The sequence below is a fragment of the Pandoraea terrae genome (assembly GCF_902459695.1).
Taxonomy (GTDB): domain Bacteria; phylum Pseudomonadota; class Gammaproteobacteria; order Burkholderiales; family Burkholderiaceae; genus Pandoraea; species Pandoraea terrae.
On sequence record NZ_CABPRZ010000016.1, the window covers coordinates 52298 to 78513 of the forward strand.

General features: G+C 61.7%; 22 protein-coding genes and 3 pseudogenes. 11 read left to right on the plus strand and 14 right to left on the minus strand.

The genetic code is table 11. The features are described 5' to 3' along the window. Positions 1–16: 16 nt before the first annotated feature. Positions 17–568, plus strand: a complete 552-nt coding sequence (phaP, locus tag PTE30175_RS18035) for a TIGR01841 family phasin (protein ID WP_191629124.1) — start codon at positions 17–19, stop codon at positions 566–568. Between the two features lie 175 nt (positions 569–743). Here the strand turns inward: phaP and PTE30175_RS18040 are convergent, their stop codons facing one another. Together PTE30175_RS18040 and PTE30175_RS18045 are read right to left on the minus strand one after the other, a co-directional pair. Next, the gene (locus PTE30175_RS18040) at positions 744–908 is read right to left on the minus strand and encodes an FmdB family zinc ribbon protein (RefSeq protein WP_150698450.1); all 165 of its coding nucleotides are present in this window, start codon (positions 906–908) and stop codon (positions 744–746) included. A gap of 90 nt (positions 909–998) precedes the next feature. Beyond that, complete coding sequence (locus tag PTE30175_RS18045; RefSeq protein ID WP_150698451.1) at positions 999–1277, minus strand: hypothetical protein; 279 nt, start codon at positions 1275–1277, stop codon at positions 999–1001. Positions 1278–1765: 488 nt separating this feature from the next. Between PTE30175_RS18045 and PTE30175_RS18050 the strand changes: the two genes are divergently transcribed. Further along, the gene (locus tag PTE30175_RS18050) at positions 1766–2530 is read left to right on the plus strand and encodes a methyl-accepting chemotaxis protein (RefSeq protein ID WP_150698518.1); all 765 of its coding nucleotides are present in this window, start codon (positions 1766–1768) and stop codon (positions 2528–2530) included. Next, the gene (locus PTE30175_RS18055) at positions 2530–3924 is read left to right on the plus strand and encodes an MFS transporter (protein ID WP_150698452.1); all 1395 of its coding nucleotides are present in this window, start codon (positions 2530–2532) and stop codon (positions 3922–3924) included. Before PTE30175_RS18050 ends, PTE30175_RS18055 begins: the two co-directional genes overlap by 1 nt. Positions 3925–4010: 86 nt before the next feature. On the opposite strand, the gene PTE30175_RS18060 is transcribed toward PTE30175_RS18055, so the two are convergent. From PTE30175_RS18060 to PTE30175_RS18065, 3 genes are all read right to left on the minus strand, one after another. After that, complete coding sequence (locus tag PTE30175_RS18060; RefSeq protein ID WP_150698453.1) at positions 4011–4280, minus strand: DUF4148 domain-containing protein; 270 nt, start codon at positions 4278–4280, stop codon at positions 4011–4013. Between the two features lie 267 nt (positions 4281–4547). Continuing rightward, the gene (locus PTE30175_RS28285; RefSeq protein WP_191629125.1) at positions 4548–4685 is read right to left on the minus strand and encodes a hypothetical protein; all 138 of its coding nucleotides are present in this window, start codon (positions 4683–4685) and stop codon (positions 4548–4550) included. Between the two features lie 68 nt (positions 4686–4753). After that, entirely contained in the window at positions 4754–5116 is a 363-nt protein-coding gene (locus PTE30175_RS18065; protein ID WP_150698454.1) for a hypothetical protein, read from the minus strand. A 282-nt stretch (positions 5117–5398) separates the two neighbouring features. Between PTE30175_RS18065 and PTE30175_RS18070 the strand changes: the two genes are divergently transcribed. Further along, positions 5399–7096 carry an adenylate/guanylate cyclase domain-containing protein gene (locus tag PTE30175_RS18070; protein WP_150698455.1) on the plus strand — a complete coding sequence of 566 codons (1698 nt, stop codon included), beginning with the start codon at positions 5399–5401 and terminating at the stop codon, positions 7094–7096. 29 nt (positions 7097–7125) lie between these two features. On the opposite strand, the gene PTE30175_RS18075 is transcribed toward PTE30175_RS18070, so the two are convergent. Continuing rightward, positions 7126–7785, minus strand: coding sequence for a glutathione S-transferase family protein (locus PTE30175_RS18075; protein ID WP_150698456.1), 660 nt, complete (start codon positions 7783–7785; stop codon positions 7126–7128). Positions 7786–8260: 475 nt separating this feature from the next. Here PTE30175_RS18075 and PTE30175_RS18080 point away from each other — a divergent pair, with 475 nt between their 5' ends. From PTE30175_RS18080 to PTE30175_RS18095, 4 genes and pseudogenes are all read left to right on the plus strand, one after another. After that, the gene (locus PTE30175_RS18080) at positions 8261–9073 is read left to right on the plus strand and encodes a formate/nitrite transporter family protein (protein WP_150698457.1); all 813 of its coding nucleotides are present in this window, start codon (positions 8261–8263) and stop codon (positions 9071–9073) included. A gap of 1 nt (position 9074) precedes the next feature. Continuing rightward, positions 9075–10877, plus strand: a complete 1803-nt coding sequence (locus PTE30175_RS18085) for a bifunctional protein-serine/threonine kinase/phosphatase (protein ID WP_150698458.1) — start codon at positions 9075–9077, stop codon at positions 10875–10877. Between the two features lie 112 nt (positions 10878–10989). Then, the gene (locus tag PTE30175_RS18090) at positions 10990–11295 is read left to right on the plus strand and encodes a hypothetical protein (protein WP_150698459.1); all 306 of its coding nucleotides are present in this window, start codon (positions 10990–10992) and stop codon (positions 11293–11295) included. A gap of 155 nt (positions 11296–11450) precedes the next feature. Beyond that, a pseudogene (locus PTE30175_RS18095) lies at positions 11451–11786 on the plus strand (isochorismatase family protein); the annotation flags it as partial. Positions 11787–12098: 312 nt separating this feature from the next. Here the strand turns inward: PTE30175_RS18095 and PTE30175_RS18100 are convergent. Both PTE30175_RS18100 and PTE30175_RS18105 read right to left on the minus strand, forming a co-directional pair. Continuing rightward, positions 12099–12662: a hypothetical protein gene (locus PTE30175_RS18100; RefSeq protein WP_150698460.1), complete on the minus strand. Its 564-nt coding sequence runs from the start codon at positions 12660–12662 to the stop codon at positions 12099–12101. Between the two features lie 62 nt (positions 12663–12724). Further along, positions 12725–15046 carry a hypothetical protein gene (locus PTE30175_RS18105; RefSeq protein WP_150698461.1) on the minus strand — a complete coding sequence of 774 codons (2322 nt, stop codon included), beginning with the start codon at positions 15044–15046 and terminating at the stop codon, positions 12725–12727. 959 nt (positions 15047–16005) lie between these two features. Here PTE30175_RS18105 and PTE30175_RS18110 point away from each other — a divergent pair. From PTE30175_RS18110 to PTE30175_RS18120, 3 genes are all read left to right on the plus strand, one after another. After that, positions 16006–16347 (plus strand): zinc ribbon domain-containing protein YjdM, encoded by a 342-nt coding sequence (locus tag PTE30175_RS18110; protein WP_150698462.1) that lies wholly within the window; start codon positions 16006–16008, stop codon positions 16345–16347. A 953-nt stretch (positions 16348–17300) separates the two neighbouring features. After that, the gene (locus PTE30175_RS18115) at positions 17301–18632 is read left to right on the plus strand and encodes a sensor domain-containing phosphodiesterase (protein WP_224788844.1); all 1332 of its coding nucleotides are present in this window, start codon (positions 17301–17303) and stop codon (positions 18630–18632) included. An 87-nt stretch (positions 18633–18719) separates the two neighbouring features. Beyond that, complete coding sequence (locus PTE30175_RS18120; protein ID WP_150698463.1) at positions 18720–20342, plus strand: methyl-accepting chemotaxis protein; 1623 nt, start codon at positions 18720–18722, stop codon at positions 20340–20342. Positions 20343–20467: 125 nt separating this feature from the next. On the opposite strand, the pseudogene PTE30175_RS29065 reads toward PTE30175_RS18120, so the two are convergent. From PTE30175_RS29065 to PTE30175_RS18145, 6 genes and pseudogenes are all read right to left on the minus strand, one after another. Then, positions 20468–21115, minus strand: a pseudogene (locus tag PTE30175_RS29065) (NAD(P)/FAD-dependent oxidoreductase); the annotation flags it as partial. 14 nt (positions 21116–21129) lie between these two features. Then, positions 21130–22746 (minus strand): MFS transporter, encoded by a 1617-nt coding sequence (locus PTE30175_RS18130; protein ID WP_150698464.1) that lies wholly within the window; start codon positions 22744–22746, stop codon positions 21130–21132. Further along, the gene (locus tag PTE30175_RS18135) at positions 22721–23719 is read right to left on the minus strand and encodes a nucleotidyl transferase AbiEii/AbiGii toxin family protein (protein WP_150698465.1); all 999 of its coding nucleotides are present in this window, start codon (positions 23717–23719) and stop codon (positions 22721–22723) included. The genes PTE30175_RS18130 and PTE30175_RS18135 overlap by 26 nt, the downstream gene beginning before the upstream one ends. After that, positions 23716–24315, minus strand: coding sequence for a type IV toxin-antitoxin system AbiEi family antitoxin domain-containing protein (locus PTE30175_RS18140; RefSeq protein WP_150698466.1), 600 nt, complete (start codon positions 24313–24315; stop codon positions 23716–23718). The genes PTE30175_RS18135 and PTE30175_RS18140 overlap by 4 nt, the downstream gene beginning before the upstream one ends. A 171-nt stretch (positions 24316–24486) precedes the next feature. Beyond that, positions 24487–24579: pseudogene (locus tag PTE30175_RS29130) on the minus strand (hypothetical protein); the annotation flags it as partial. Between the two features lie 734 nt (positions 24580–25313). Continuing rightward, entirely contained in the window at positions 25314–25892 is a 579-nt protein-coding gene (locus PTE30175_RS18145) for a hypothetical protein (RefSeq protein ID WP_150698467.1), read from the minus strand. Positions 25893–26216: the final 324 nt, after the last annotated feature.

The window sequence follows — 26216 nt, forward strand, 5'->3', positions numbered from 1 at the left end:
CATGAAAGGAGAACATATGTCGTTTTTCAGCCTGGACCAAGCTACCGCGGCCTACAGGGCCAATGTTGAAACGCTGCTGGGCCTGAGCACCAAGGTTTTCGAGAGCGTCGAACAACTGGTCAAGCTTAACGTGCAAGCCGTCAAGTCGACGCTGGAGGACAACGCGTCCCACACGCAGCAGGCGCTGTCGGTCAGGGCGCCGCAAGAACTGGCGACGCTCCAGGTCGGCGCGGTACGGCAGGCCGCGGAGGAAATGCTGGCATACAGCCGTCACCTGTTCGAGATCGCATCGAGCACCCGACTGGCCGTCGACAACGTTTCGGAAACCCACCTGTCCGAGAGCTTCCGGCAAGTGCATGCCTGGATCGACAGCGTTTGCGCCCACGCACCGGCGGGATCCGAGGCGGTCGCGGCGATGGTGAAGTCGGCCCTCGACGCCGCCAGCAGCGCGCACGAACGCGTGCAAACGGCCGCCAGGCAGGCCCTTGAGATGACCGTTGAGCAGACCGCCGTCATGGCGCATGAGGCCACCGAAGCGCGTCGCGCCGCAAAGAAAGCGGAGGCCTGATAGCGGCGCTGTCCGGAACGCAACCCGCATTTTCGGTCGCGCGGGAGGTCTGCCGACTTCCCGCCGCGGTCGTTTGCCGGGTTGCGGCAGAGACAGAGGAGCCCGGCTTCGTGCCGGGCTTTTTTGTCCTCGGTTGATCACCCGCCCCAAAAAATGCGTTGATGCTGGGCAAATTTCAGCTCTTTCTCGACGTCTTCGCGACAAATGGCGTGGGTATGTGGTGAACCTGCTTGCTTCCGCACTTGGGGCATTGCGGATGAGCAGTTTCATGCTCAGCGAGATGTTCGACATGCTCGAACGTCTCGCCGCACTTTTCGCAACGGTATCGGTAGGTCGGCATGACAGTCCTCCAGGGTGAGTTTTCCCCGTTTGGGTCGTTCGGTCTCAAGCCGCGCGCGGCGCATCTCAGGCCGACATACGTCAGCGGCCCTTATCGAAGCGTTGTCGGGTCATTCAATGGACGCTTTCCGTCGATGATGGCTTTTGCTTCGTCAATGGCAGCATCCAACGCCCAGTCTTCACGACGATAGCCCTCTTCCTCAAGGCATTGAACCGGAATTTGCGTGGCGGGCTGAGCATCAGAGTCGTTCGGGATAAGCACAAAGCCGTGGAACCCGAATATCTGCAAATCCTCACCTCCGACGCCATGTTTCGGGAGCGTTTGAACTGAATATGTAAAGCCGTTGTGCGTGTTCTCAGCGTGGGCCATGTTCGTCTCCTGCGTGGTCGTCTTTTGATCCTAGCACGACCGAATCGGGTGCGATTGTGTCACCGCGCTGTACGCGTCGTCGTGATGCATTTGGCCCGGAAATGGTGCGACGCGCCATCCGTTTGCGTCATTTTCCAGCATCGCTGTCTTGTTGTTTCGGCAGCCGAATGCCGTCGAAACGGAGCGGCACCGGGTCACACGACTGCGTCGAAACGCCTGTGCCACGCCATATTGCGGCCGCATATGCCGCAACGCTCGTGAGCTGTGGCACGGCTATTGCTTTATCAAGCACGAGGCCAATGGCGGCCTTGATGCGAATTGGCAAGACACGACGACACGTCCCGCAAAGGGACGTTCGGGGCAACGGCGTCCCGAGGCGATATGCCTGTGAACAGGAACGACCGGTTCGCAGGCATATCGCTTCGGGACGCTTTTTTTTGGTCGTGCGGATCCGTGCAACCCTGCTGACACCACCTGCAAGGCATCGAATGAACGTTTCGCCCACACAAGCACGCCAGGCCGAAGTGTCCGTCGAGACCATCGGCGAGTTGATCAACCTTTCCGGACGGCAGCGCATGCTGTCGCAGCGGATCGTGCTCCAGATGCTGCTCGCGTCGCAGGGCGACACCGCTGCGTTGGACGTTGCGCGCACGTGCCTGTCGATGTTCGAGTCGGCGCACTCGGATCTCGTGATGGGCAATGATCGTTTGCCCGGCGCATTCTCCGATGCCCTGAAGCACCTGTACTTCGGCCATCGAGGCGCCGATGCGCGTATCCGCCAGTTCATCGGCCTGACAAAAACGGCGATGGACGCAATGCAGGCCGACACCGCGCGGAGAAGCTCATCCCTCGATGCGCTCGTGGAACAGGCCACGCCGCTGCTTGAACTGCTGCAGGCCATCACGCAGGCCTACCAGCAGGAAATGCACCAATGCGAGGTCGGGCTTCGCAAACGTCAGACCGACATCGCGGAGCGCCTGGGCAGCATTTCGATGCAGGCGAACATCGTCGCATTGAATGCCCGCATCTCCGCGGCGCGGGCGGGGCAATACGGCAAGGAGTTCTCTGTCATCACGATGGTGCTCGCGGACATCATCAAGGAAATGGATCAACTGATCCGCCACGTCGTCGACTCGAACGGTGCTCCGAACGCCGGCGCTGATCGCAGTCGCGGCGCGCAACCTCCGCCGTCCGGGTCGTTCGGCACGCCTCAGTCTTCCCGCTTCCAACCACTTAACGTCAAGAGGGCCTAATGAAAACGCTATCGCAGTCGCTGAAAAGCGGAAACTGGCGCGCGCTGCTCGCCTGTTTCCTTTACTTCGACACGGGTTTCACCGTGTGGGTGATGCTTGGCCCATTGGCACCGTTTATCGGCAAGGATATTACGATGACGCCGGCGCAACTGGGCTTCCTGGTTGCGGTGCCGGTGCTGGGTGCCGCGATTTTGCGCGTCACGCTCGGCAATCTCTATCAGGCGTACGACGGACGCCGGATCGCGCTGATGGGGATTGCGCTGTCGGCGATCCCGTCGGTGGTGCTGCTGTTGATGCCGGGTTTGCCGTCCTACACGCTGCTGCTGGTACTGGGCGTATTACTGGGCGTGGGTGGCGCGAGCTTCGCCGTGGCCCTGCCGATGGCGGGCAGCAATTATCCGCCGAAGGTGCAGGGGCTGGTGCTGGGTCTGGCGGCGGCCGGTAATGTGGGCGCGGTGCTCGATGGCTTCATGTTCCCCGCGTTGGCCGACCATTATGGTTGGGCGCACGCCGCGGGGGCCGCGCTGCCGCTACTCGGCCTTGCCGCGCTCGCGCTGGTGTTCTGGGCCAAGGATCAGGGCGTCAAGTCGGGCAGCGCATCACGGGCATTTGTGAGCTTCTTCATCACGGTGTTCGGGCTGATCGCACTCGTGCTGTGTGTTCATGGCGGCGCATTCGGTGCCGGCAAGACGGGTGTGCTGCTGCTGCCGTTCCTGGGTGCGTTGCTCGCTATCGCGGTACTGCCGCGTCACTATCGCGGCGTGCTGGGCGAGCGTGATACGTGGGCGGTCATGCTGGTCTACAGCATCACGTTCGGCGGTTTCGTTGGCATGTCGTCGTACGTCACTACGCTGCTGATCTCGCTGTATCAAATGCCGCGCATCGAAGCGGGCCTGGTCATGTCGCTGCTGGCATTCATCGGTGCGTTGGTGCGTCCGGTAGGCGGGCTGGTTGCCGACCGCATTTCCGGCGTGCGCGCGCTGGTGTTGCTGCTGGCGGCTATTTCCGTCTGCGACTTCGCGTTCGCCGCATGGATGCCGCTGCAAGCCGCCGGGATTGCGCTGCTTGTGGCCATCTACGTGTGCTTCGGCTTGGGCAACGGCGCCACGTTCCAGCTCGTGCCGCAACGATGGCAGGGCAAGACCGGCCTGATGTCCGGCATTATCGGCGCCGCCGGAGGCATCGGCGGCTTTTACCTCCCGGTGATCATGGGCATCGCAAAAGAAACCACGGGCAGTTATCAAATGGGTTTCGCAACGTTTGGCGGGCTGGCGGCGCTTGCTTTCGCCCTGGTGGTCGCCCTGCGTACCCAATGGATGTCGTGGGCGCTGCCGAAGGAAGTCGCGCCCGCGCCGGTCATGCCCAGCATGACGCAAGTGGACGGTAGAGTGTGACGCGATGAGGCGCGCGTCCTGTGCAGTACGCGCAGGACGCTCGGACTACGCACGGCATTTCGAGGCGGTGTGGCGCAAGCCCGTGCTCAACCTCCTCCGTAAAGCGCGTTCAAGCGTTCCATCGTGCCGTCCTTCTGCGCGCGAATCAATTCTTGATAGACCTCCTCACGGGTTTTTCCGGTGCGAACCACATCGCCGGCCCGTGGCATGGCGGATTGGGTGGGTGCCGAGGTGGCTTGCGCCGTCGTCGTGGCGCCGTTGCTGGATGTCGCCGTTGTAACATCCGCGTCGCCGGCATACGCTTGCGCTGCACAAACCGATAACGCAGCGGCAGCTATCATAGTCAGGGCTTTCATGACAATCTCCAATACAGTAAATAAGTATTCCAAAGTGTATTCGCTGGAAGTGGTACGCTTCAGCGTGAGACGTCGTGTGAGTTGCGGGGATGTCGACAGTCCTTGCAAATACTTCCGACGTACACTTGTTAAACTGCGGCGACACCCGCTTTATTCCTCGTGAGCACCTTTTGGCGACCTTCCTCCGCCGGCACCGCTTGTTCGAACGCATGCAGGTTGGTTGGCAATGCATCGTGATAGTGAGTTTCGGATGCCTGCATGATTACGTCAGGTTCCAAAGTAAATGTTGTCCAGGGCGGGCGTCATGGGCGAGGCGGCGTTCGGGGGATCCAGTTGTGCACATCCGGCACCCGCAAGGGTGACGAGGGCGATGCCGATGGCAATAACACTTTTTGCAAATCGCATGATGACCTCCTGTCGGGTCGCAATGCATCGCAGACGCAGAAAAGAATTGGCCTGCAGATAAATGGGTATCAGAGCGTCACCTGGTCGTCGTCAGGGTTCCACGGGACACACTGCAGTTCCACCTCTTTTGCTCTGTGGGTGTTCTCAACGACTTCCGGGCTTTCGCTTTCCATCCATGCGCACACCGCGCTTTTGCGCTCCGGTTCCACGGTGCGCCAACCCGGATCGCAATGGGGATACGCCTCGCCCCACGGCAGGGGATCGCGCATGGGTAGCGGCACCGGTGCCGGAGGCGGAAGCGAAAGCTCCACAAAACCAGAATCTCGCTCAGTGCCGGCATTCGTTACGTTGCTGCTCAGGTGGAGGGCGAACACCATGCTGCCCAACCTGGCCGGGCGGAGAAAATCGCGTCGCTTGATTTGCCCGTTCATCACATCCTCCTGTCCAGGAAACGTTGGGTCGTGCTGTTACCTGTATAACTCCCGGCAGCCGGCATTTATTCTCACGATATTTTTTTGCTGCCGCCGCCGCGCCGGGAATAAAGTGAAGCGAGCGCGAGTATTCCGATGCATTGCCACGTGCCTATGGCAATATTGAAAATCGGCTACCTTGGGCGGAAGGCGACGGTCGATGTGGCGGGACTTCCCCTGGCGAGTGGGCGGGGCCCAGGGGGCTCATGTCAGCGTTGCTGCGCAGTCTAGGCGGAGGGCAGCATGGCAGGCGTTCGATATCTCCGAAGCTTACGGCCGGCAGGGGTGCGCTCTGTCCGGCTGGCGAGCGGGCTTGTGCTGTTGACCTATGTCGGAACGCATCTGCTGAACCATTCGCTCGGTAATATCTCGCTCGAATGGCTCGAGCGGGACCTGCTGGTGCAGAAATTCATTTGGCAAGGATGGCTTGGCACGGCGTTACTGTACGGTGCGCTGGTGACGCATTTCCTCCTGGGCCTGTGGGCGCTGTACGAGCGGCGTTCATTGCATTGGACGCCGAGCGAGGCGGCGCAGCTCGTTCTCGGCTTATGCATACCGCCACTGCTTGCGAACCATCTCGCAAACACGCGGATCGCCTTCGCAGCGTTCGGCTTGAACAAGGGCTATGCGCAGTTGCTGTACTCGTTCTGGATTGCCTCGCCGTTCTTTGGCCGTGTGCAGCTGATGTTACTGGTGGTCGCATGGCTGCATGCGTGCTACGGCATCTGGTTCTGGTTGCGGTTGAAATCATGGTTCGGGGCGTGGCGGAGTGTGCTGCTGAGCATCGCCGTGCTGTTGCCGGTGCTTGCCTTGCTGGGTTATTTGCAGGGTGGCCGGGAAGTGATGGCGCTGGCCCAGGATCCGGTCTGGCGCGCGGAAGCGACGCGGTCAGCTGTCGTCGGGACAGCGGCGCAAAATCTGTGGCTCGCCGATCTGCGCAACGACTTCCTGCTCTTCGATGGTGGCGCGCTGCTGCTGGTGCTGGCGGCGCGGCTGGCGCGCACAGTCCGGGAGCGCCGGGGAGGGCGGCTCGGTGTCCTGTATCCGGACGGGCGAAAGGTCTACGTGCCGCTCGGATTTTCGGTGCTCGAGGCAAGCCGGATGGCCGGCATTCCCCATGCGAGCACGTGCGGTGGCCGCGCCCGATGCACGTTGTGCCGGGTGCGTGTGGTGAGCGAGGTGGCGCTGCCGGCACCGGCGGAAGCGGAGCTGCGCGTGCTGGAGCGGCTGGGCGCTGATTGGCGATCGGTGCGCCTCGCGTGCCAATTGCGTCCGAACCACGATCTGTCCGTGTGGCCGCTGGTGCCGCCCGCAGCATCCGCAGCCTTTCAGCAGCGGCGCCAGCTGGACGCCATGCCCCAAGAGCGATTCGCCGCGTTCATGTTCGTGGACATGCGCGATTCCACCCAGCTCGCGGCGGCGCGATTGCCATTCGACAGCCTATTCATCGTCAGTCGTTTCCTGAGCGCAGTCTGCGCCGCAGTGGTACAGGCGGGCGGCCTGCCAAACCAGTTCCTCGGAGACGCGGTTCTCGCGATCTTCGGTCTACATACCGAACCGGCCACGGCTTGTCGCCAGGCGCTCAGCGCGGTGCCACTGATAGCGGGCAACATCGAAGCGTTGAACAAAGCGCTTGAGCAGCAGTTGCAACAGCCAATCCGGTTTGGCATTGGCGTGCATTGTGGCTACGCGATCATGGGTGAGATCGGCTTTCGTGAGCACGTGACGTTCACCGCGCTGGGTGACCCGTTGAATGTGGCCTCGAGGCTTCAGGCGCTAACCAAAGAGATCGGCTGCGAGGCGATCGTCTCGGATGAGGTGTTCCACCATGCGGGCCTTTCGGCCGCCGGACTGGCACAACTTGCTGCACGCCTGCGAGGCCGCGATGACTCGGTGCCCGTCCGTGTGCTGCCGCATGCAGCGCGGATGCCCGGTACCTGAGCTGTCGAGCAACGGTTTATGCCGCATTCCTAGTCTCGACCAGGCGCTCCCAGGGGAAAGTACGCGCGGTACGGGCGGGCTTCCTCCACGGCCCGGGCGAAGGACGGGCGGGCAAGTAAGCTCGCGCGGTATGCGCGCAACGCGGGATAGGCCTCGGAAATCCGATGCGTCCAGTCCGCGTAGAAGAGCGAGGGTGCGGCTGCGCAGTCCGCAAGCGTGAAGTCCGTGCCCGACGCCCAGGTCTTGCCGGCAAGCTGCGTTTCGAGCCAGGCATAAGCGCGCTCCAACTTTTCCACCGCAAGCGCCAGCCCTTCCTTGTGCTTCACAGGATCCCCCGTCAGCGCGCCGCTTACCGCATGCTGAACCGGGCTCATCACATGCAGGTCGAAGAAGCGGTCGAGGAAGCGCACGTCAAGTGCGGCCATCGGATCCGCCGGCAGGAGCCGCACCGGTCCGGGATATACGAGCTGCAAGTACTCGATGATGATGCTGGTCTCGGCGACACTGCGTTCGCCATCCGCCAGCAGCGGAAACTTGCGCAGCGGCCAGCGTTGTAGCCACTCGGCCGTGTGCTGTGGCGCGTCAGGCTCAATACAGCGCAACTCATGGGGGATGCTGTTCTCATACAGCGCGATAAGCACTTTTTGTGTGTATGAGGAGAAAGGATGACCGTAGAGTACCAACGACATATTTAGGGGCACCTTCTGCGTGTTAGCGAAGTAGGAAGGCTAATCGATCACGGACCAGAGCATTGTAAGGCGACTTGGCACCTGCCGCTGAAACGGCTAAATGGCAGTGTACGCTCCTGACTGCGGATTCAACCGGTCGCAAACGGCTGGTTTGCGGACATTCGGCGCTACGCACCGGAATTGAGCATGCTGCGGACGCTCACGGTGCTTGCGCACCGAGAGTGTGCGGCGACGCCCATGCGCAAAGGGATGAAACGCGGCTGTACTTGCGCTGCGCAGCGGGCATGGATTGTGCTTGAGGACAAACATCAGGCCAACGGCGGCTTGGTGACGTCCCCCAAGTGCGCGGCGCGGTGTTCGCGGTGCGGGCGACTCGAATTTACGGACAACGGCGTCCCGCCCCTGCATTGGCTTCGGCCGGTGCAGGGGCGTGGGCGCCTTCTGCTTTCTTGCCCTTCCGCTCAAAGGAAACCCAATGGCCTACCTTGCTCCTGCCGAGTTTGTCACCAAGATGGTCGATGCCGGTGAGTCCAAACTCCTGATGTCGACCCGCGACACCCTGATCCGCGCCTACATGGCCGGCGCAATCCTCGCCCTGTCAGCCGCCTTCGCGGTCAGCGTCAACGTCAACACGGGCAATCCGCTGATCGGCGCGCTGCTGTTTCCCGTGGGTTTCTGCATGCTTTACCTGCTGGGCTTCGATCTGCTGACCGGCGTCTTCACGCTGGTCCCGCTGGCTGTGCTGGACAAGCGCCCAGGCGCCAGCTGGGCGGGTGTCCTGCGCAATTGGGCCCTGGTGTTCGTCGGCAACTTCGCCGGTGCGCTCACGGTGGCGGTGTTCATGGCCATCGTCTTCACCTTTGGCTTCTCCGAGGCGCCCAACATCATCGGCGTGAAGATCGGTGGCATCGGAGAGAGCCGCACGCTCGGCTATGCGGCGCACGGCGCGGCCGGCATGCTGACGCTGTTCATCCGTGGTGTGATGTGCAACTGGATGGTGTCGACGGGCGTGGTGGCCGCCATGATGTCGACCTCGGTGTCGGGCAAGGTCATTGCCATGTGGATGCCCCTCCTGGTGTTCTTCTACATGGGTTTCGAGCACTCCGTGGTGAACATGTTCCTGTTTCCCTCGGGCCTGATGCTGGGCGGCAAGTTCACGTTCATCGACTACCTGTTGTGGAATGAGATTCCCACCGTGGTGGGCAACATTGTTGGCGGCATCACCTTTGTTGGCGCGACGCTGTATAGCACGCACTACAAGACCGCGCCCAAGCGGGTCGTGGCCTGAGATGCAATCGCTGCGCGTCGCGCTCGGCCAGCATTCCCAGGCCGGGCGCAAGCGCATCAACCAGGATTTTCATGGCGCCGCGCTGCCGGCCGAGCCGAGGCGCAGCGCCAAGGGCATTGCCGTGGCGCTGGCCGACGGCATCGGCAGCAGCGCCGTCAGCCAGGTGGCCAGCGCCGCAGCGGTGCACAGTTTCCTCGACGACTACTACTGTACCGCCGAAGCCTGGACCGTGCGCCGTTCGGCGCGGTGCGTGCTGGCAGCCACCAACGCCTGGCTGCATGCGCAGAACCAGCGCGGCGATGCGCGCTTCGACAAGGATCGCGGCTATGTCTGCACCTTCAGCGCGCTGATCTTCAAGGGGCGCGACGTGCATCTGCTGCACGTGGGCGATTCGCGTGTCTACCGGTTGCACGCGCAAGCCTGGGAGCAGTTGACCGAGGACCATCGCATCCGCGTGTCCTCGCTTGAGTCTTATCTGGGACGCGCGCTGGGCGTCGGCCCTACCGTCGAGGTTGACTATCGGTGCTGGCCGGCCGAGGTTGGCGAAGTCTACGTGCTGGCGAGCGACGGCGCGTACGAATATCTCGATGCCGCCGCCGTGCAGCAGGCCTTGGCCGAGCATCCGCAGAACCTGGACGCCGCAGCGGCAGCGCTGGTGTCTACCGCATTGGCGCGTGGCAGCCAGGACAACGTGACGGTTCAGCTCGTGCGCGTCGAGGCCTTGCCCGTGGGCGATAGCACGCGCCTGTCGCGTCAGCGCGCCGAACTGGCGCTGCCGCCGCCGCTGCAGCCACGCATGGCGTTCGAGGGCTATCGCATTGAACGAGAGCTGGTCGCCAGCGCACGTTGCCACGTCCACCTGGCGCTCGACCTGCACACCGGCGCGCGCGTCGCACTCAAGACGCCCTCTGTCGACCTGCGCGAGAACTCCGACTACCTCGACCGCTTTCTGCTGGAAGAATGGGTGGCGCGCCGCATCGACAATGCGCACGTGGCCAGGCCGCACGCCACAGACCGCCAGCGCCGGCATCTGTATGTGGCGATGGAATTCATCGACGGCCAGACGCTTGGGCAATGGATGATCGACAACCCGAGCCCGCCACTGGAGGACGTGCGGCAGATCGTCGAGCAGATCGCCCGTGGCTTGCAGGCGTTCCACCGGCGCGAGATGCTTCACCAGGATCTGCGACCGGACAATGTCATGATCGACCGGGCCGGCACCGCCAAGATCATCGATTTCGCGGCCGTGCATGTTGCCGGGCTGGCCGAGGGCAGTAGTGATCCACATGCGCTGGCGCCGGTCGGCGCACTGCAGTATGCCGCGCCCGAATACTTCGTAGGGCAGGGCGGTACGCCCGAATCGGATTTGTTCTCACTGGCGGTGATCACCTACCAGATGTTGACTGGCCAACTGCCCTACGGCCTCCAAGTGACGCGCCTGCGCAGCGTTGCCGACGTGAGCCGGCTGAACTACGTTAGCGTGCGCGATCGGCGGCCGGAGTTGCCGCTATGGATCGACAGCGCCCTGCGCCGTGCCTTGCATCCGCTGCCAAACAAAAGACAGGAAGCCCTATCCGAGTTCATCCAGGATCTGCGCGTGCCGCGGCAGCAACAGCGGCACCGGGAACCCCCGCTGATCGAGCGCAATCCGGTGCGCTTCTGGCAGGTCTTGTCGGCGCTGCTGGCGCTGGCCGTTATCGTGCTGTTGGGGCTGTCGCTTGGCGAACGGTTGTCACCGCAGCGCTTGGCCACGCTCGATCCGCGGGCAACGCTTGCCAAGTCTGATAGCACGCGTTCAAGATGAATCTGGGCGGAACTTCGGCCTTTGGCTGAGTGCGACGGCTTGACAGCGCGCATCTCACCTCACCGAACTCGTGATCTTTCGCCTTGTCAAAGGAGAATCGCCGGAGACATGTATGAAGCGCCTTGGCTCTACCGCTGTACTGATTGTGCTTGCCGCCGCCAGCTTGCCGACAGCCTTCGGCGCAAGTCAGGACAACGTCCCACCGGTTCCGGCGGATGCAAGAAATTGCGTCCCGCCGGCGTCTCCTGACGCGACGCGGGGCCCCCAATCCCCGTCAAAACCTCCGTTGATCCGCGTGTGCGCTGGCGATTCCGACACGCAACTGAACCTGCCTTGGTTTCTTACCGACATCATCAACGCGGTGAACACGCACCAATCGGGCCGTGAGTTGCTTCACAAAATGCGAAAGGATTTTTGACTCGCGGCCAGCCCGAAGGCCTGACCGGTCGCACGTGAAACGCCGTCCGGTGGGTGCGAGTCCGAGCCATGCGCCGCTGAACGTCCCATGTATGGCGCCCCACAAGTCACAAATACGTTGTCCCCATAGGACAATCCCTCGGACGTCGGTGAAAGATCCGGAAACGCGCCAAACGGATCCCGCCCACTTTGCTCTCCAATACGCGCAAGCTGTGTGACGCTGCGCGGGGCAAGGGCGTCAGCGTCTATTTCGCCACGATCCACTTTCGTCCCAGCTATCCGGAAGTCAGTCCGTTGAACAGGAACGGGCAGGGAATCAAGCAACTTGGACGGTTCGTCGACGACCAGATCTCGCCGGAACTCGGCCAGCAGGCCACTGAACCGCTCATCATCGCGCATCGTGCCGGCGTGTTCTTCGGTACCGACCTGCGGGTGCGGCTTTCCGCGCAGGGTATCGATACGCTGCTCATGGTGGGCATTGCGTCGACCGGTTGAGTCCACAGCCGATGATTGCCTTTCGCACCCATTGTTAGCCGCCGTCATGACCGCGGCCGTTTCTGCCTTCGCAGGCGAGACTGAACCATTCGAAAATCGCGTACACATTCTTTGCATACTTCACTGCGTCCAACATTGGCCGGACGAGATGCACGACTCGGCAGAGTAGCCCGGCACCCGCAAACCCCACACCTCCAGGGGCCGTGTAATCTTCAAGGAAGTGTGACGGGGGACTACGGCGGCCCGGTTGATTCATCCGACTTCAAACGGTTGACCCCCGCTCTTTTGGGGCAGGTGTGATGGCGCGTCCTAGAACATCTGATGCCAAGGACGCGCATCCAGCTTCTGCATCGCATCTGCAAAGCTGACCAGGCACGTATCCTGATGCGATTTTTCCTTGATGAACCCGGCCAGTGTCGCTGCGTCCACGCACGTGCAGCCGTAATCGGCGCGGGGGAAATTGTCACCGAGCATCGCGTTGTAGAAGACGTAGGCCGCGTGGACCCGATAGCCGTTCGATCCCGACAACGCCTCGGCGGCATCGAGCAAGTCGAACAATTGCGGCAGATCGATTTTGTAGGAAGTCAGATGTGCTCTTGCGATGATGTTAAGCCGCTTCGCCTGCACCAGATACGCCTGCTCCCCACGCCCCCACAGCCAGTCGGCGCCGTACTCGACTTCCAGCTTCGCGCCCTGTGTGCTAGTGATGTAGAAGTCGTCAATGCCTTGTTCAACCGCCTGCCGGTAGATCATGGCGAGATTGACGCTCGTCAGCGCATCTTCCCGAACCATCTCGCCGAGATGTGCGCTGCTTTCCATCGTGTCCCAAGTCCATTTCGATTGCGCTTCAAGTATCGTTTTGAGGCTCATCATCGTGCTCCCGCGTCGAGAATATGAAAATTGGGTTCATACATGACTCCACTGGCAGCCAAGCCTTACTGCGGCGGCGCTCCCCGCTTCGGTGCCACTTCCCTGTGGGGGCGCATCGCAGCGATGCTGCGCGTGAGTTGCTCCGGCACGTTGAACTTGATGATGCGTTCGAGCGCGTCCGAATTGAGAAAGGTGGATTGATCCGGCGGCAGGATCTGATTCCACACGCCGATGATTTGCGGCGAAGGAATCCGGAACACGTAATCGCCGGCCATCGCGTAGCTCGTGGTCGATTTTCTGTCGGCGGACGATGCCTCCGTGCGCGACACGCTGAAGCACAGGAAGCCGCCGCCATTGGAGACATTGCGCTCTGAGTGTTCCTGTAAGGCTTTCGTGGCGGAGGTTTTGATCCTGAGCTTGATGGTCACGTCCTTGACCAACAGCACGGCGACCGGATAGCCGGGCAGGGTGGCGTTTGCGAGCCTGCTGCAGTTCGCGGCGGCGATCTCCCTCGTGGCTTCGCCGCCAAGTGCCTTCGCCAGCAGCGTGTCCTTGGTCAGGCTGGCGTCCGCCGGCGTGGTGACCACTGTGTCGAGTGCCTTGAAGTACTGTCTGGTCAAGGCGAAGACCTCGGGGTGCATCCACGGCCGCTCTATCACAACCTTGGTCGCGAGCATGCCGATCTGGATATTGGATTCGCTGTCCATGAAATTCGCGGCGAATTTTTGCGATGCCTCGGTGCTTTCCCCCCCCGCGCTGCCGAAAAACAGGTCGACGTTCCAGTTGGTCTGGGAAAACGACGTGCTGGTGCTGGACTGGGCCGCCATGTCGCTTTGCGAGACGGTCAGCGTAATCGGCGCCCAGCGGCGATTGATCGCGGCGTCCGCCACCGATGCGAATTCCGGTGTGTCGGACGTGCCGCCGGCCAGAGTGGCGAGTCCGTCGCCATTGAGCACGACGGCGCGCCCGGCGGAAGCATTGAAATTGTTAAACGACGACAGCAGGGTATTCAACTGAGCGTTCAGCTTGGTCAGGATCGGCTCGATCATCTCGCGCAGCCCTGCGCCCGCGCCGGTCTTCAGATACTTGGTCGCCGCATCGGCAAGGCGTTGCCCCTTGGATACCATGCTGCCGGTGTCGTCGACCAGCTTCTTCTGGGCGTCGCCGACGGCTTCGGCCACTTCCTGCCAGTTCGGCTTTCCCGGTTTGTCGACCAGCTTCTTCTCCTCTCCGCCGTTCTGGTCATGCAGCTTCGTGATCAGGTCGTTCGCGCCGGCGGTTTTCTGCGCGTCGTTACCCTGCTTGTATTGCAGGTAGGTCTTGACCGCCAGTACCGTGTTGTCCGTATAGTTCTTGATCAAGTCGCTCGTTGCGGTGTAATAGGCCTCACGCGCCGAATTGAAATCGTGCAGGGCCTGCGCAATGGCGTCCTTGTCCGCCGATGCGGGAATCTGCGAGAGCACGGCGTTGAATGCGAAGATCTGCTGCGTCAATTGCTCGATGCAGAGGTCTTGGTAGCGCTGTAACGCGTCGGGCGCCGCCAACAGGTCCGTGAATGTGGTCGACGGCTTCAGGGCGCTGCCCCAATCGCCCGGAATTGCCTGGGTGCTGTAGAAGAAGTTGCCGACCTCGGGCGGAATCGGGATCGCAGCATTGCGTACGTCCTGCTTGGCGCGGAGCAGAGCGGCGGCATCGTGCGCGTCGAGAATGGCGAGCGCGTCCTCGAACTCCGATAGCGGAAAGTCGGCCACCATCCGGTTGTAGGAGGCATTGATGGCGTCGATATAGCCCTGCGCGTTGTTCTCGTACCAGGTGACGTACTGGTCCCACCAGTCCGCGTCGCCTTTCGTCTTGAGGCGTTGGTACTCGTCGGACTTGAGTTTGGCCCACGCCTGCTTCTTCTCGATCCAGCGCTCCTGAAGTATCGAGAACTTTTCGAGCAATGTCACGGATGTCTGCACCCCGTTTATATCGACCTGCACCTTCTGGTCAAGCCGGGCGCGGATGACCCGTTGCAGGTCGAGCAACCGTTCGTTGGGGACCGGGCCGAACGCCTCGAGCGCTTGTCTGTATCGGTCGGAAACGCGTGTGCCGTCAGGCTGGGTGATCGGGGCAATGGGGTAGTACTGGTCGAAGAGCACCGACTGGGCGATTTGCACGAGCGTGTCCGGTGTGCCGACCTTTCCTTCGGGCAGCTTGTACGGATCGGCATTGAGCACCGTGCCCGGCCACACCAGCGAGAAGAGCTGTTGCGGATTCTGGTTGCCGAAAACGCGGGCCAGCTCCGTGTAGAGCTTGTCGGTCGGCGATGCGGTCTGCTCGCCGGCGGCGAGGCGGGGCGTGGGCGGAGGGCGGACGGCCCGATGCGCCGGGGTGTCCGTTGTCACCCTTGGTGTTCCCTTGGCAACGACGGGTGCGTCCGGTTCGGGAAGTTGTGTTTGTTCGAATGCTCCATTTCCGTCTTTTAATTTGGATAACTGATTAGTTTCCATGGAAATAATTCCTGAAATGGCGATTGGTTGACGAGCGCGCCCTCGCGCGGCGCCGTGCAAGCGGCGGTCGAACGAAGAGTCTCAGTCGCTACGAAATGGCGTGACAGTCCCGGCAATCCCGGTTGCCGTCAGTATTTGCAGCGTTTCGGGCGCGTTCGTATTGTGAACGATCTTGCGAAGATGGCAGTCGCATGTAAGGCGCCGCGCGCGGTCGCGTTGATTCGATTCGACATGACTGGTCCTTTGTTTATTATATGTATCGTGAATCTGACTCCCGTTACAGCGACTGCCAGTTGAGTATAGAAAAAATCTCTCGATGGTCAAGCGGCTTAATCATTGGCATTTTCTTGGGATGCCGGCGGATTGAAAGGGAAATATCAATATCGGAATCCGATCAATGTCACGGTGACTTCATCATTGCGTGGCAGCGAAAGAGTGAGCGCTGACTGCCGAGTGGGGTGGTTCGATCCGCATCGGTTGCGCGTATCACGGAGTCTATGTTCCTGCGGCCGCAACGCCCCGGGAATCCCGCGTTGCCACGCCCCGCCTGCTGCAAGGCCCGACATCGTATCACTGCGTTTCGGCCTCGGACGGAAACTCGGCCGGAGCGGGCGTCTGCGTGTCGGCGTTGACGCGTCCGCGACGCGGCACTGACCGGACGTGCGTCGCTAAGTGGCTGCGAACGTCTGATTCCAACTTCGACGAATACGCATCTTCGACCCAAAGCCGCCCATCAGACATCCCGAAAACAGACGCGCAACTTTGCCGTCGTGAGCTCGGCAGGATAAGCGAGACACCGAACAGCGATATACTTCCCTGCTTTCATAGCCTTCGTTAGGCATCAAGGATTACACATGAGCGCGTTCCCCCCGTGTCCCAACTGCAGTTCCGAGTTCACATACGAGGATGGGGGCATCTATATCTGCCCGGAGTGTGCACATGAATGGTCGGAGCAAGCAGCTATGCCGATCGAGGTGGTTGGCAAGGTTTATCGCGATTCAGCGGGGAATGTCTTGCAGGACGGGGATACCGTCACCGTCATTAAGGACCTGAAGCTGAAGGGTTCGGCTGGAGTGATCAAGATGGGTACCAAAGTAAAGAATATCCGGCTGGTAGGCAGTGATCACGATATCGATTGCAAGATCGACGGCTTTGGCGCCATGAGCTTGAAATCCGAATTCGTCAAGAAGGTGTGACCAGGCGCATGGCGTGTGAATGGCTGCTGTGAGCCGGGTGAAGGCATCCGCTGCCCCCGCCAAGGGCGGACATCCGCCTAACTGGCTTTCTCAAGCCAACGACGGGCGCTTCGCGGAGCCCGGACACCGCGCTTCGACAGAGGCAAACGCGTAGAATTGCGGGGTGCTCGATCCTTCCAAGCCACGGAGTCGCCCCATGAGAAAGCTCATTGCATCCACCTTCGTCTCGCTCGAGCATACCTCGTACAAAGCAGATACGTTTCCCCGTACGCCCAGCCGCAATGGCTGGGGCGGGCGGGCACTAGGCGAGGTTGACGAACCGTTCCTCTCTTGGACTAACGGCACCCCCGGAGGAGTCCTCGCATAGGCCCGCCCAACGATTCACGGGCCGAAATATGCGCCGGCGAGCTCGGCCGCAGAATGCGGCCGTTCGCCACCCAAAGAGGTTTCGAGTCGTCAAACTCGGTTGCGGTTGGTAGAAGCGACGAACCCAGTGTAGAGAGGCAAGCGGGCCGGCACAACCCGTAAACCCGGGAATCTAAACGATTTCGGCAATTTTCCGATTAGTCTGATCTACACATTGGGATAACGTCCGAAGCGTCGATAGGATGCGTCCAAGTGGGCGATAGTTCGGAGGTCGACCTTCGATACGATCCTGTCAATTTTCCGCATGCTGCCGTGGGGGAGTGATACAGAGGATCGTCGTCGGTATACCAAGGGTGCTGCAAATTCACAAGCGTCCGAAGCGCAACACGTCTGCAGAACGGTATTCATTTTGGTGCAGGGTCAGGCCGAGCCCGCATTTGGCGCGGCGAAGCACCGCTGCGGTGCGTAGGTAGGAATGCTCACATTCCCGGGCGTGCATTAAGCCAGCGAAGCCGCGGTATCTGGCACGGAGTTTGCTGCAGCCCCATGTCGGGGAAGTCGAGCACGGTTTGCCAGCAGAAAAACAAGTGACGACAGACCTGACACTTGAACGGTCCAGGATCGTCATTTTTACCATCATGATAAAAGCAAGAACAGGCTCCATATCCAGCGGCGGTGCGCTTGCGCCCCTGGATGCGTTTGAACGTGCCATCAACATGGAAGGTGACCGCGCGGTCGGCCATTTCAGGGGACTGCGCCTGCGCAGCCATTTTCAGCCGATATATAGTCCGGCGCATCGTCGCATCGTGGGTCACGAAGCACTACTGCGGGCAACCGACGGTGGCGGCGCGGCTGTACCTCCGCCGCAGGCGTTTTCGACGGCCCAAAATGATTCGGAGCTCGTATTTCTGGACCGTCTATGCAGGGCTCTGCATCTGCACAATTATCGGTGCCACGGCGATGGGGATACGGACCCGACTTGGCTCTTTCTGAACGTCTCGACCCAGATCCTCTCGCGCCACGAGGCGTTTGGCGGGTTCTTCGCAGAACTTCTGGACTGGCACAACTTTCCGGCCTCGAGAGTCGTGGTGGAAATCCTGGAGGGCGCGATTCCGGATCTTTCGCTGCTGAGCGACGCCGTAGCCTGGTACCGCGACATGGGGTGTTTGGTGGCACTCGACGACTTCGGTGCCAACGCCTCCGACATCGAACGTATCTGGAGGGCGGGCCCCGATATCGTGAAACTCGACCGCAAGGTCATTGCCGCCGCCGCACACTCCGCCAAGGCGCGCCGCGTCCTCCCGGCAGTGATTTCTCTGATCCACGAGGCTGGCAGCCTTGCACTCATCGAAGGGGTGGAAAACCCGCAGCAGGCCGCCATCGCGCTCGACTGCGATATCGATCTGGTGCAAGGGTTCCATTTTTCCCGCCCGGCTGCCGAACCGTTGCACCGGGGCGACGGCGGTATTGCCGAATTGATGACCATCCAAACCTTGGCCTCTGCCGAAGATGGGCCGTGCCGATCGCTTGAGCCGTACGTCACCGATTTCAAGCGCGTGGCCTGGCAGTTACGCGAGGGAAGCTCGATGTCTGCAGCTTGCGCTCAACTGTTGGCACGCTCCCGCTTGGACCGTTGTTATCTGATCGATGCCGCCGGTGTGCAGATCGGTGCCAGCTTGCTGCCGCCCGGGCGCGAACTGACTGCGTCCCGCTTTGCCCCGATGGAGGGGGCGGCTGGCGCCAACTGGTCGCGCAAACCCTACCATTATCGGGCGCTGGCCCAGCCGGGCGAACTCCAGATCAGCCGGCCCTATTTGTCGGTAGCCAATTCCCGTATGTGCGTGACCCTCTCGCTGGCGCTGAGGGTGCCCGAAGGTCTGCGGGTGCTGTGCTGCGATATCAACTGGGAAGACGGCTGACAACCGAGGTGACACAATCTACGCGTAAGGTGTCATGGATATTGGCAATTGTCCGAAACAATACGCCACCATAAATAGGGGAACGGCATGCATTTTTTTTCGAATATGAAAATCGGCGTCCGCTTGGGTATCGGGTTCGGGCTTGTTCTATTACTGCTGGCCGCTTTGGTCGGGGTGGGGACGTCGAGCTTCGCCGGTGTCTCTGAAAATAGCCGCCAAGTCGCCGACCGTCAGATGAAGTTGGACGCGGCTCAAATCATCAACGCACGCACCCGCGCGAATGCCAGAAATACCCTGGAACTCTTCATTGCGCCCGACAAGGGATACGTGACGAGGATTCACGAATCGATCAAGGACAACAAAAGGGCCATAGATGCGGCCCTCGAAACGCTGGACCGACGGGTCGCATCGGCGCAAGGCAAGGCCCTGCTGGCAAAAATCAAGGAGACCCGCGCGCAGTATGTGGTGTCCTTCACCAAAGTCGGAAAGTTGCTGGACGATGGGCGGCAAGAAGAAGCGACCGAATTGGTGCGTAAAGAAACGCTACCCGCCCTGGATATATTGCAGGATCACATCAGGGAGATGGTCGTACTGCAGCGGCAGCAAACGGCCATTGTCACCGCGCAGGCGGGCGGCGCCATCGACTCGGCGCGCAACCTGATGCTGGGGCTGGGGGTGAGCGCAATCCTGATAGGCATCGGCTTTGCCTGGTGGATTGCTCGTAGCATTACGCGGCCGTTGGGTGGGGCCGTACAAATGGCGCAGGCTGTCGCCGCCGGCGACCTCACCGGCTTGATTGACGTCACCTCGAAAGATGAAATCGGGTTGCTTATGCGAGCGCTCAATGAAATGCAAGACAGCCTGGTCCGCACCGTGGGGAGGGTGCAGGAAGTCACCGGCACCGTTGTCACGGCCACCCAGCAGATCTCTGCCGGCAACACGGACCTGTCGGCGCGTACCGAGCAGCAAGCGGCTTCGCTCGAGGAAACCGCGTCCTCCATGGAAGAGCTGACGGCAACGGTCAAGCAGAACGCGGACAACGCGCGTCAGGCAAGCCAATTGGCGGTGAACGCATCGGAGATCGCGGCGCGCGGCGGCGAAGTGGTCGGGCGTGTGGTGGGCACGATGCAGGGCATTTCCACGAGCTCGAACAAGATCGTCGACATCATCAGCGTGATCGACGGCATCGCCTTCCAGACGAACATCCTGGCGCTGAATGCGGCGGTGGAAGCGGCGCGGGCCGGCGAGCAGGGCCGAGGCTTTGCGGTGGTGGCGGGCGAAGTGCGCACGCTGGCGCAACGCAGCGCGGCGGCGGCCAAGGAAATCAAGGCGCTGATCGAAGACTCCGCGCACGAGGTCCAGGACGGCACGCAGCTGGTCGCGCAAGCCGGCCAGACGATGGAAGAGATCGTACAGGCGGTCAAGCGCGTGACGGACATCATGGGCGAGATCTCGGCGGCGTCGGCGGAGCAAAGCGGCGGCATCGAGCAGGTCAACCGCGCCGTGGCGCAGATGGACGAAGTGACGCAGCAAAACGCGGCGCTGGTCGAGGAAGCGGCAGCGGCGGCCGGTTCGCTTGAAGAGCAGGCCAGGCATTTGCGCGATGCCGTCGCGGTGTTCCGGCTAGATGCCGACGCAGCGTCGGCGCAATTCGGAGTGCACCGTTTCGATGGGATGAACGCGGTTTTGCCGCGATCTCTCGCCTTGTAGCGTCAACGCAAACTTGCGATGATTCGGACTCATGATCGCGATTCGGTGTTTGCCGACAACGGCGAGGCCATGTTCAACGATATCGCGGAGACCCAGCTCAACGAGCCGGGTGGCTACGCAATACGGGCGAGCTCCAGCAGCATCGGGTTCTCAGCGCAATGCAGTGCCTTCACTTCCAGCGGAATGGCGATGTGTGCGCCGAACTTCTGGGCTTGCACGAACGCGCGGCCCGCAAGCGCCTCGCCCGAGATGCCGGTGGGGAAACCCAGGTAGTTCTCGATGCGCGCGCTTGCGCCGGCTTGCCCTCCCGGGGCGCGGCAATCGAACACGGTGACCGACAAACCCTCTGACGCCGCGTAGACCGCGCTCGCCAGTCCGGCGGGGCCAGCGCCGACCACTGCGAGATCGTAGATATGGGTGGCGTCGAATTCCGGCAACAGCCCGAGGCATGACGCGAGCTGACCGTGGTCAGGATTGCGCAGGATGCTGCCGTCGGGGCAGACAACCAGAGGGAAATCATCGCGCGTTGCCGTGATGCGCTCGAGCAGCGAGATCGCGTCCTGGTCGGTCTTGGCGTCGAGTGCGGTGTGCGGATGACCATTGCGGCGCAGGAAGCCTTGCAGCCCGAGCATTCCGGGCTCGCTACCACAGCCGATCAGAATCGGGCCGCCACCGCCGTGCTCAATCAACGCGACGCGCCTCAGGATCAACGCTCGCATGATGCGCTCGCCCAGTTCGGCTTCGGCCACGAGCAGCGCGCGCAGTCCTTCCGGCGACGTGAAGCACATCACTTGCGGGGCTGGATAGTCGCCAACGCGAGACCCGCTCCTGCGAACGCGCAAGCCGCGGACACCAGCGCGACGGCGCGCAGCGCGTCAGCGATGGCGTCGGCTTCCGCCAGCGCCACGGGTGTCTGGGGCGGCGTATGGGCATCGCCGGCTGCCGCCCCGGCTTGTGCGTCCGGCTCCAGCAACTGCCCGGTCTGGCGTGCCTCCTGAGGAACGTGCAGTTCATCGAGCCGCACCGCCAGCGCCGCGTGGTGCGACCACACGAACACGATGCCGAGCACCGCAATCGCCAGCAGGCTCGCCACGCGTGCAACCGCGTTGTTGATGCCGGATGCGACGCCTGCGCGGTCGCCCGGCACCGAGCCCATCACAGTCGTCGTGAGTGGCGCGACGGTGATCGTCATGCCGAGCCCGAGCACGGCGAGCGCAGGGAAGAATCCGGCCCAATAGCTGCCGGGCACGAACGGCAATGCCAGCATCACGAACCCGATGCCGGCGACGCCCGGGCCAGCGCTCAACAGGACCCGCGAACCGAAGCGGCTCGTCAGGCCGCCGGTGAAGTGCGAAAGCAAGCCGATGGTGACCGGTACCGGCAGTAGCGCCGCGCCCGCTTCGGTTGCCGTGTAGCCATGTGCGCGGATCAGCGTGAAGGGCAGGAAGAACAGCGCGCCGCTCAGACCGAAGTAGAGCAGCAGCGTGACGACGTTGGCGCCGGTGAAATCGCGCGAGCGGAATACGTCGAGCGGCATCATGGGGTGACGGCTGTTCGCTTCGATCATCACGAATGCGGCCAGCACGATCACGCCGGCGCCGATCGCGCACAGTACGAGCGGATGGGCGAAGCCGCGCGCCGACGCCTCGGTCAGGCCATAGGTGAGGGCGGCGAGCCCCGCTGCCGCGCTCAGCGCGCCGGGCCAGTCCAACTGATGAGGCGCATCGAGCTTGTGGCTGTTCGGCACCGACGAAATCGCGAGCGCAATCGTCACTGCTGCAAGCGGGACGTTGAGGAAGAAGATCGCGCGCCACGACAACGCGTCGACGAGCAAGCCGCCCGCGACCGGCCCCACCGCCGACGTGATCGCGCCGACGCCCGCCCAGGTGCCGATTGCCCGTCCGCGCGCCTCGCCTTCAAATACGGCGCCGATGATCGCGAGACTGCTGGGAACGAAGAGCGCCGCGCCAATGCCCTGTACCGCGCGCGCGGCGATCAACGAACCCGCGCTCGGCGCGAGCCCGCAGGCGGCCGACGCCAGCGTGAAGACCCCGATGCCCGTGATGAACACGGTGCGGCGGCCGAGCTTGTCGCCCATTGATCCGCCCACCAGCACGAGCGACCCGAGAAAGAGCAGGTAGGCGTTGACGATCCACTGCATCGCAGCGACGCTCGCGCCGAGCTCGCGCTGAATGGCGGGCAGCGCGACATTGACGACGGAGCCGTCGATGAACGCCATACTCGAGCCGAGGATCGTCGCCGCGAGCGCAAGACGCTTGCGCCGGCACGGGCGGTCAACCGCGGTGGGCTGCGTGCGGATGACGAGCTCGTCGCACGGGCTCGCTTGCGCAGCGACGATGTGCGCGGTCTTTGGGGCGCTATCGAGAAGATCCGGGTTGGCCAAGCTTGCTCCCGTGCGGGTCGATGGTGACAAGAGTTGGCAATGGCACCCGTGTTCGGAGCGCATCCTTCGCTGGCGACCACGGGCCGCCAGCGGACCAATATAGTGGGAGTGCCGCATCGGCGCTGGCCGAGTGCAGGACAGGCAGCAGGAAGGCGCGCACTGCAATGATAACTTCCTCAAGCGTCAGTTCTTGAAGTCTGTTCTTCTTCAAGAATGCCAGCCATTGTGTTTGCTTCTGCGCATCTTGGGCAAAAGCGTCCGTGAGACCGAAGGGAGCTTGCTGCGTCAATGCCGTCTTGCGACGATCAAACGTGCGCTGCGCGGCTTGGCGGAGGATGTCGCCGTCGAAGTCGGTGTGGCGAGCCAGTATCCAGAGATCAAAGTAATCCTTCATGCGACTGTTGGCGATGCCCAGCGATGACAACGCCTCGAACTTCTCTGCGACCACGGTGTAGCGTGGATAGGCGCGCAGCTTCGGTGCCGCGAACTCCGGCAGCATGACGGGGTACTCGACATCTTCAGGTCCCGGCGTGACGGCGTCGCCAAAGCCAATGTCGATTTGGATCTGACAGCGTGCACTATCGATCATGCCGAGCAACATCACCCGCACACCGGCGTAGTTGGCCTCTTTGCGAATTTCGGCGGCGCGCACCGTGTCAGGTTGAAATGCCACACCATCACGGACTTCGATGCCACAGATCTCCTTGAAGATGCCCTCGAGGTGCGGCAACTCCGTCGCACCAAACCCCAAAAAGTCAGCATCCCGCGTCGGACGGTGCGGGATGTCGAACCACAGGTCGAACAGCAGCGCACCTTTCAGCAGGAACTGGTCAGCGTGGTTCGAGATGCTGATGCGATACAGCAGGCGCTCAATGGCATAGCGCGTGAGTACCAGACTGAAATCCTGCTGGGTCTCGCGTGCGCGATTGAGCAGCCGGGCACGTACGGAGGCTGCCACGTTGCGATCGTTCATGACAGACTCTCCATGTAGGGACGCATGACATTGGCCACCCGGCACAGGGTGGCGTAACGCCAGAGATCATCCATGCGGACCCGTTTGGCGTGCCAAGCCTCCTGCAGTGCCTCCAGCGCCACATCAAGGCCGATCTTGTTGCGGAATTTGAAGCAGTCGGCCACGGTGCGGGCGACGCTGGTCACGCGGACCGTCACGCCATCGACCTGGTGTTCTTCGATACCATCGGTCAGCGAAGATCCCGAAAACCGTACGATGCGCAGTGGCGGGTACTCCAGCTTTGGCGCCCGCGCTTTGTTGGGAATGCCCAGCCAAACCTCGAACGGCGACTGCGTGGTGAGGTCGTGCACGCGGAGCGCCGACAGCAGGCAGACGATGGCATGCGGATGCTTGCGTGCTACTTCGGCCAAAGAGCCATGCTCCGACACCGGGCGGTCAGGAATCGCGTACAGACCTCGACCGATGCGAGTGAGCAGGCCCTGCCGAACCAAACGTGTGAGCGCAACACGAGGCAGCCCTTGCGCGACGAGGTCGCGCGGGCGGAGGAGTCCCAGCGTGCGGGCCAGGTCCAGGATGTGTTGGTGGCTGTTCTCCATGCGAAATGATGTTCCGATATGTCGGTGATTGTCAATTATAACCGACATAATGGAACTTGCTGGGTGAAGTGCCACAGAGGATCGTTCCCTCTGCCTAAACGCCGAGCGAGAGGCGTTTTTTTCCTTGCCCGCGAACCGGTATTTGAAGCGCCACCACTTACCCCCTTTGGGGGAGATCTCGATATACAGCCTGGCCGCGTCGGTTATCCGGACAGGCTCGTCAGAAGGCGTTGCGTTGCGCAGTGCAGTGTCGGTAAGTGTCATTGGGGGCAACTGTTTTCGGCAGAAGCAAAATGCCCCCAGAGTTGCCCCCGAGTTGCCCCCGAGTTGCCCCGAGTTGCCCCTGATGTCGTTGGGTTTCGTTGGACAACACTGTACAACAAAAAACCCGCGTAGCCAGAGCTGACGCGGGTTTTAGGACAACTTTGGACAATCTTGGACTGAATATTGGTGGGGCGGCGTCAATCTCATTGTGGCTGGAAAGCTTTATTGTTGCTTGTTCTGTGACTTTTGGAATTCAGAAGTACCCCCAAAAGTACCCCCAGAATACTACCCCCGATGTGTCCCAAGTGGGCGGCGCTTTTTCTGTAGGCGGGCGGACATCGGAATTGTTGCCTTCCCGGCCCGCGCTCCCTGCGAAGCGGGGCTGCCCCAGAATTCCTGACCAGACCCCCGGGTGGGGGCAAAACGCGTCCCTGCGCGGGTGAAGGTGTTCGCGCCCTGTGGTGGATGGGGCGGGGCTATTTCTAGCGCGAGAAATGCCCCACGGCCTTGCGCTGCTCTGTCGGCCCGACACATTCCGATTCTTCCTGCCCACACGACCCTTCGAGCAGCCCGCGCCGTCCATTGATCTGCTGAACTCTCGGTACCCGCAGCAACGCTCACCGCTTCAACGCTACTCGACGCCATCCCGTCTCGGTCAGCACCAAGCCGCCATGCCAAGCGTGTGTGGCATAAGCCGTCCACATGAAATGACCTTAACCATCCGTCTGTCTCCTTTATTGCTGACCTGCGAGTAATCCGCCTTGCATGCAAGTTTTATGCGTGACAGAGTAGGCGTGCGACTCGTCCACGTTGCGCCAGCCTGGGCTGGTGTATACAGCATTGACGAGCGCAATATCGGCTTTGCGCATGGCTGGCGTGGCATTGCTACGCGCAATCAGTTCAAGCTCATGAGATTCCGGCGTCCCTTCGTCACGCGCCTTGACAAACAGCGCGGCTAATTTAGCGAGATTGTCACAAACTGCGGCCTTGTTGCCTTGAAACGGTTGCGGTGCAGGTGCGCCGGTCGGGTCCGCACCGGCCCAAGTGATACTCAATTTCCCGTCGGCTGACCGCTTCCAGCACCCCATTGCCGTTACCTGACCATTTGGCGCAATGTATTGGACGACGCGACCTGGCATGTCAGGAACGGGGTATCCAACGCTCGCCGCGTCACTGCAACCCATTTCCATGTGCAGGATTTCATGGCCGCCATTCGGTGTTCCAATGGCTCGCGTGTCTTCGGCGTGTGCGGACGTCGCGGAGACGGCGGTGAACGTCGTAAGTACTGCAGCCATTTTAAGCATATTTTTCATATCCTGTTTTGCGTTTCTAAAGTCGGTCTGCCTGAGCCAGTTTGATATTCGACAAGGGCCGTCGGTTCGCTGCTCGCTCGGAATCCGCAACGGCACGCGCGATTGTCGCGTCGAGTTTGTCCAGCTCGTTCCCGTTGATCGTCATGATTGCTCCCGTGCTGGCGGCCATTGGTGGGCCGCGTAACCCGCTATCAGCAAAGCCACTACAGCAATCATCTTTTTCATGGGGTCGCCTCAGAGTTCTGATTTCTCGTCCGTCAGCGCTAAAGAAAAGTCTCTGATTCCATTGATTCTGCGACGCGGCTATCGTGCTTTGATTTCCGA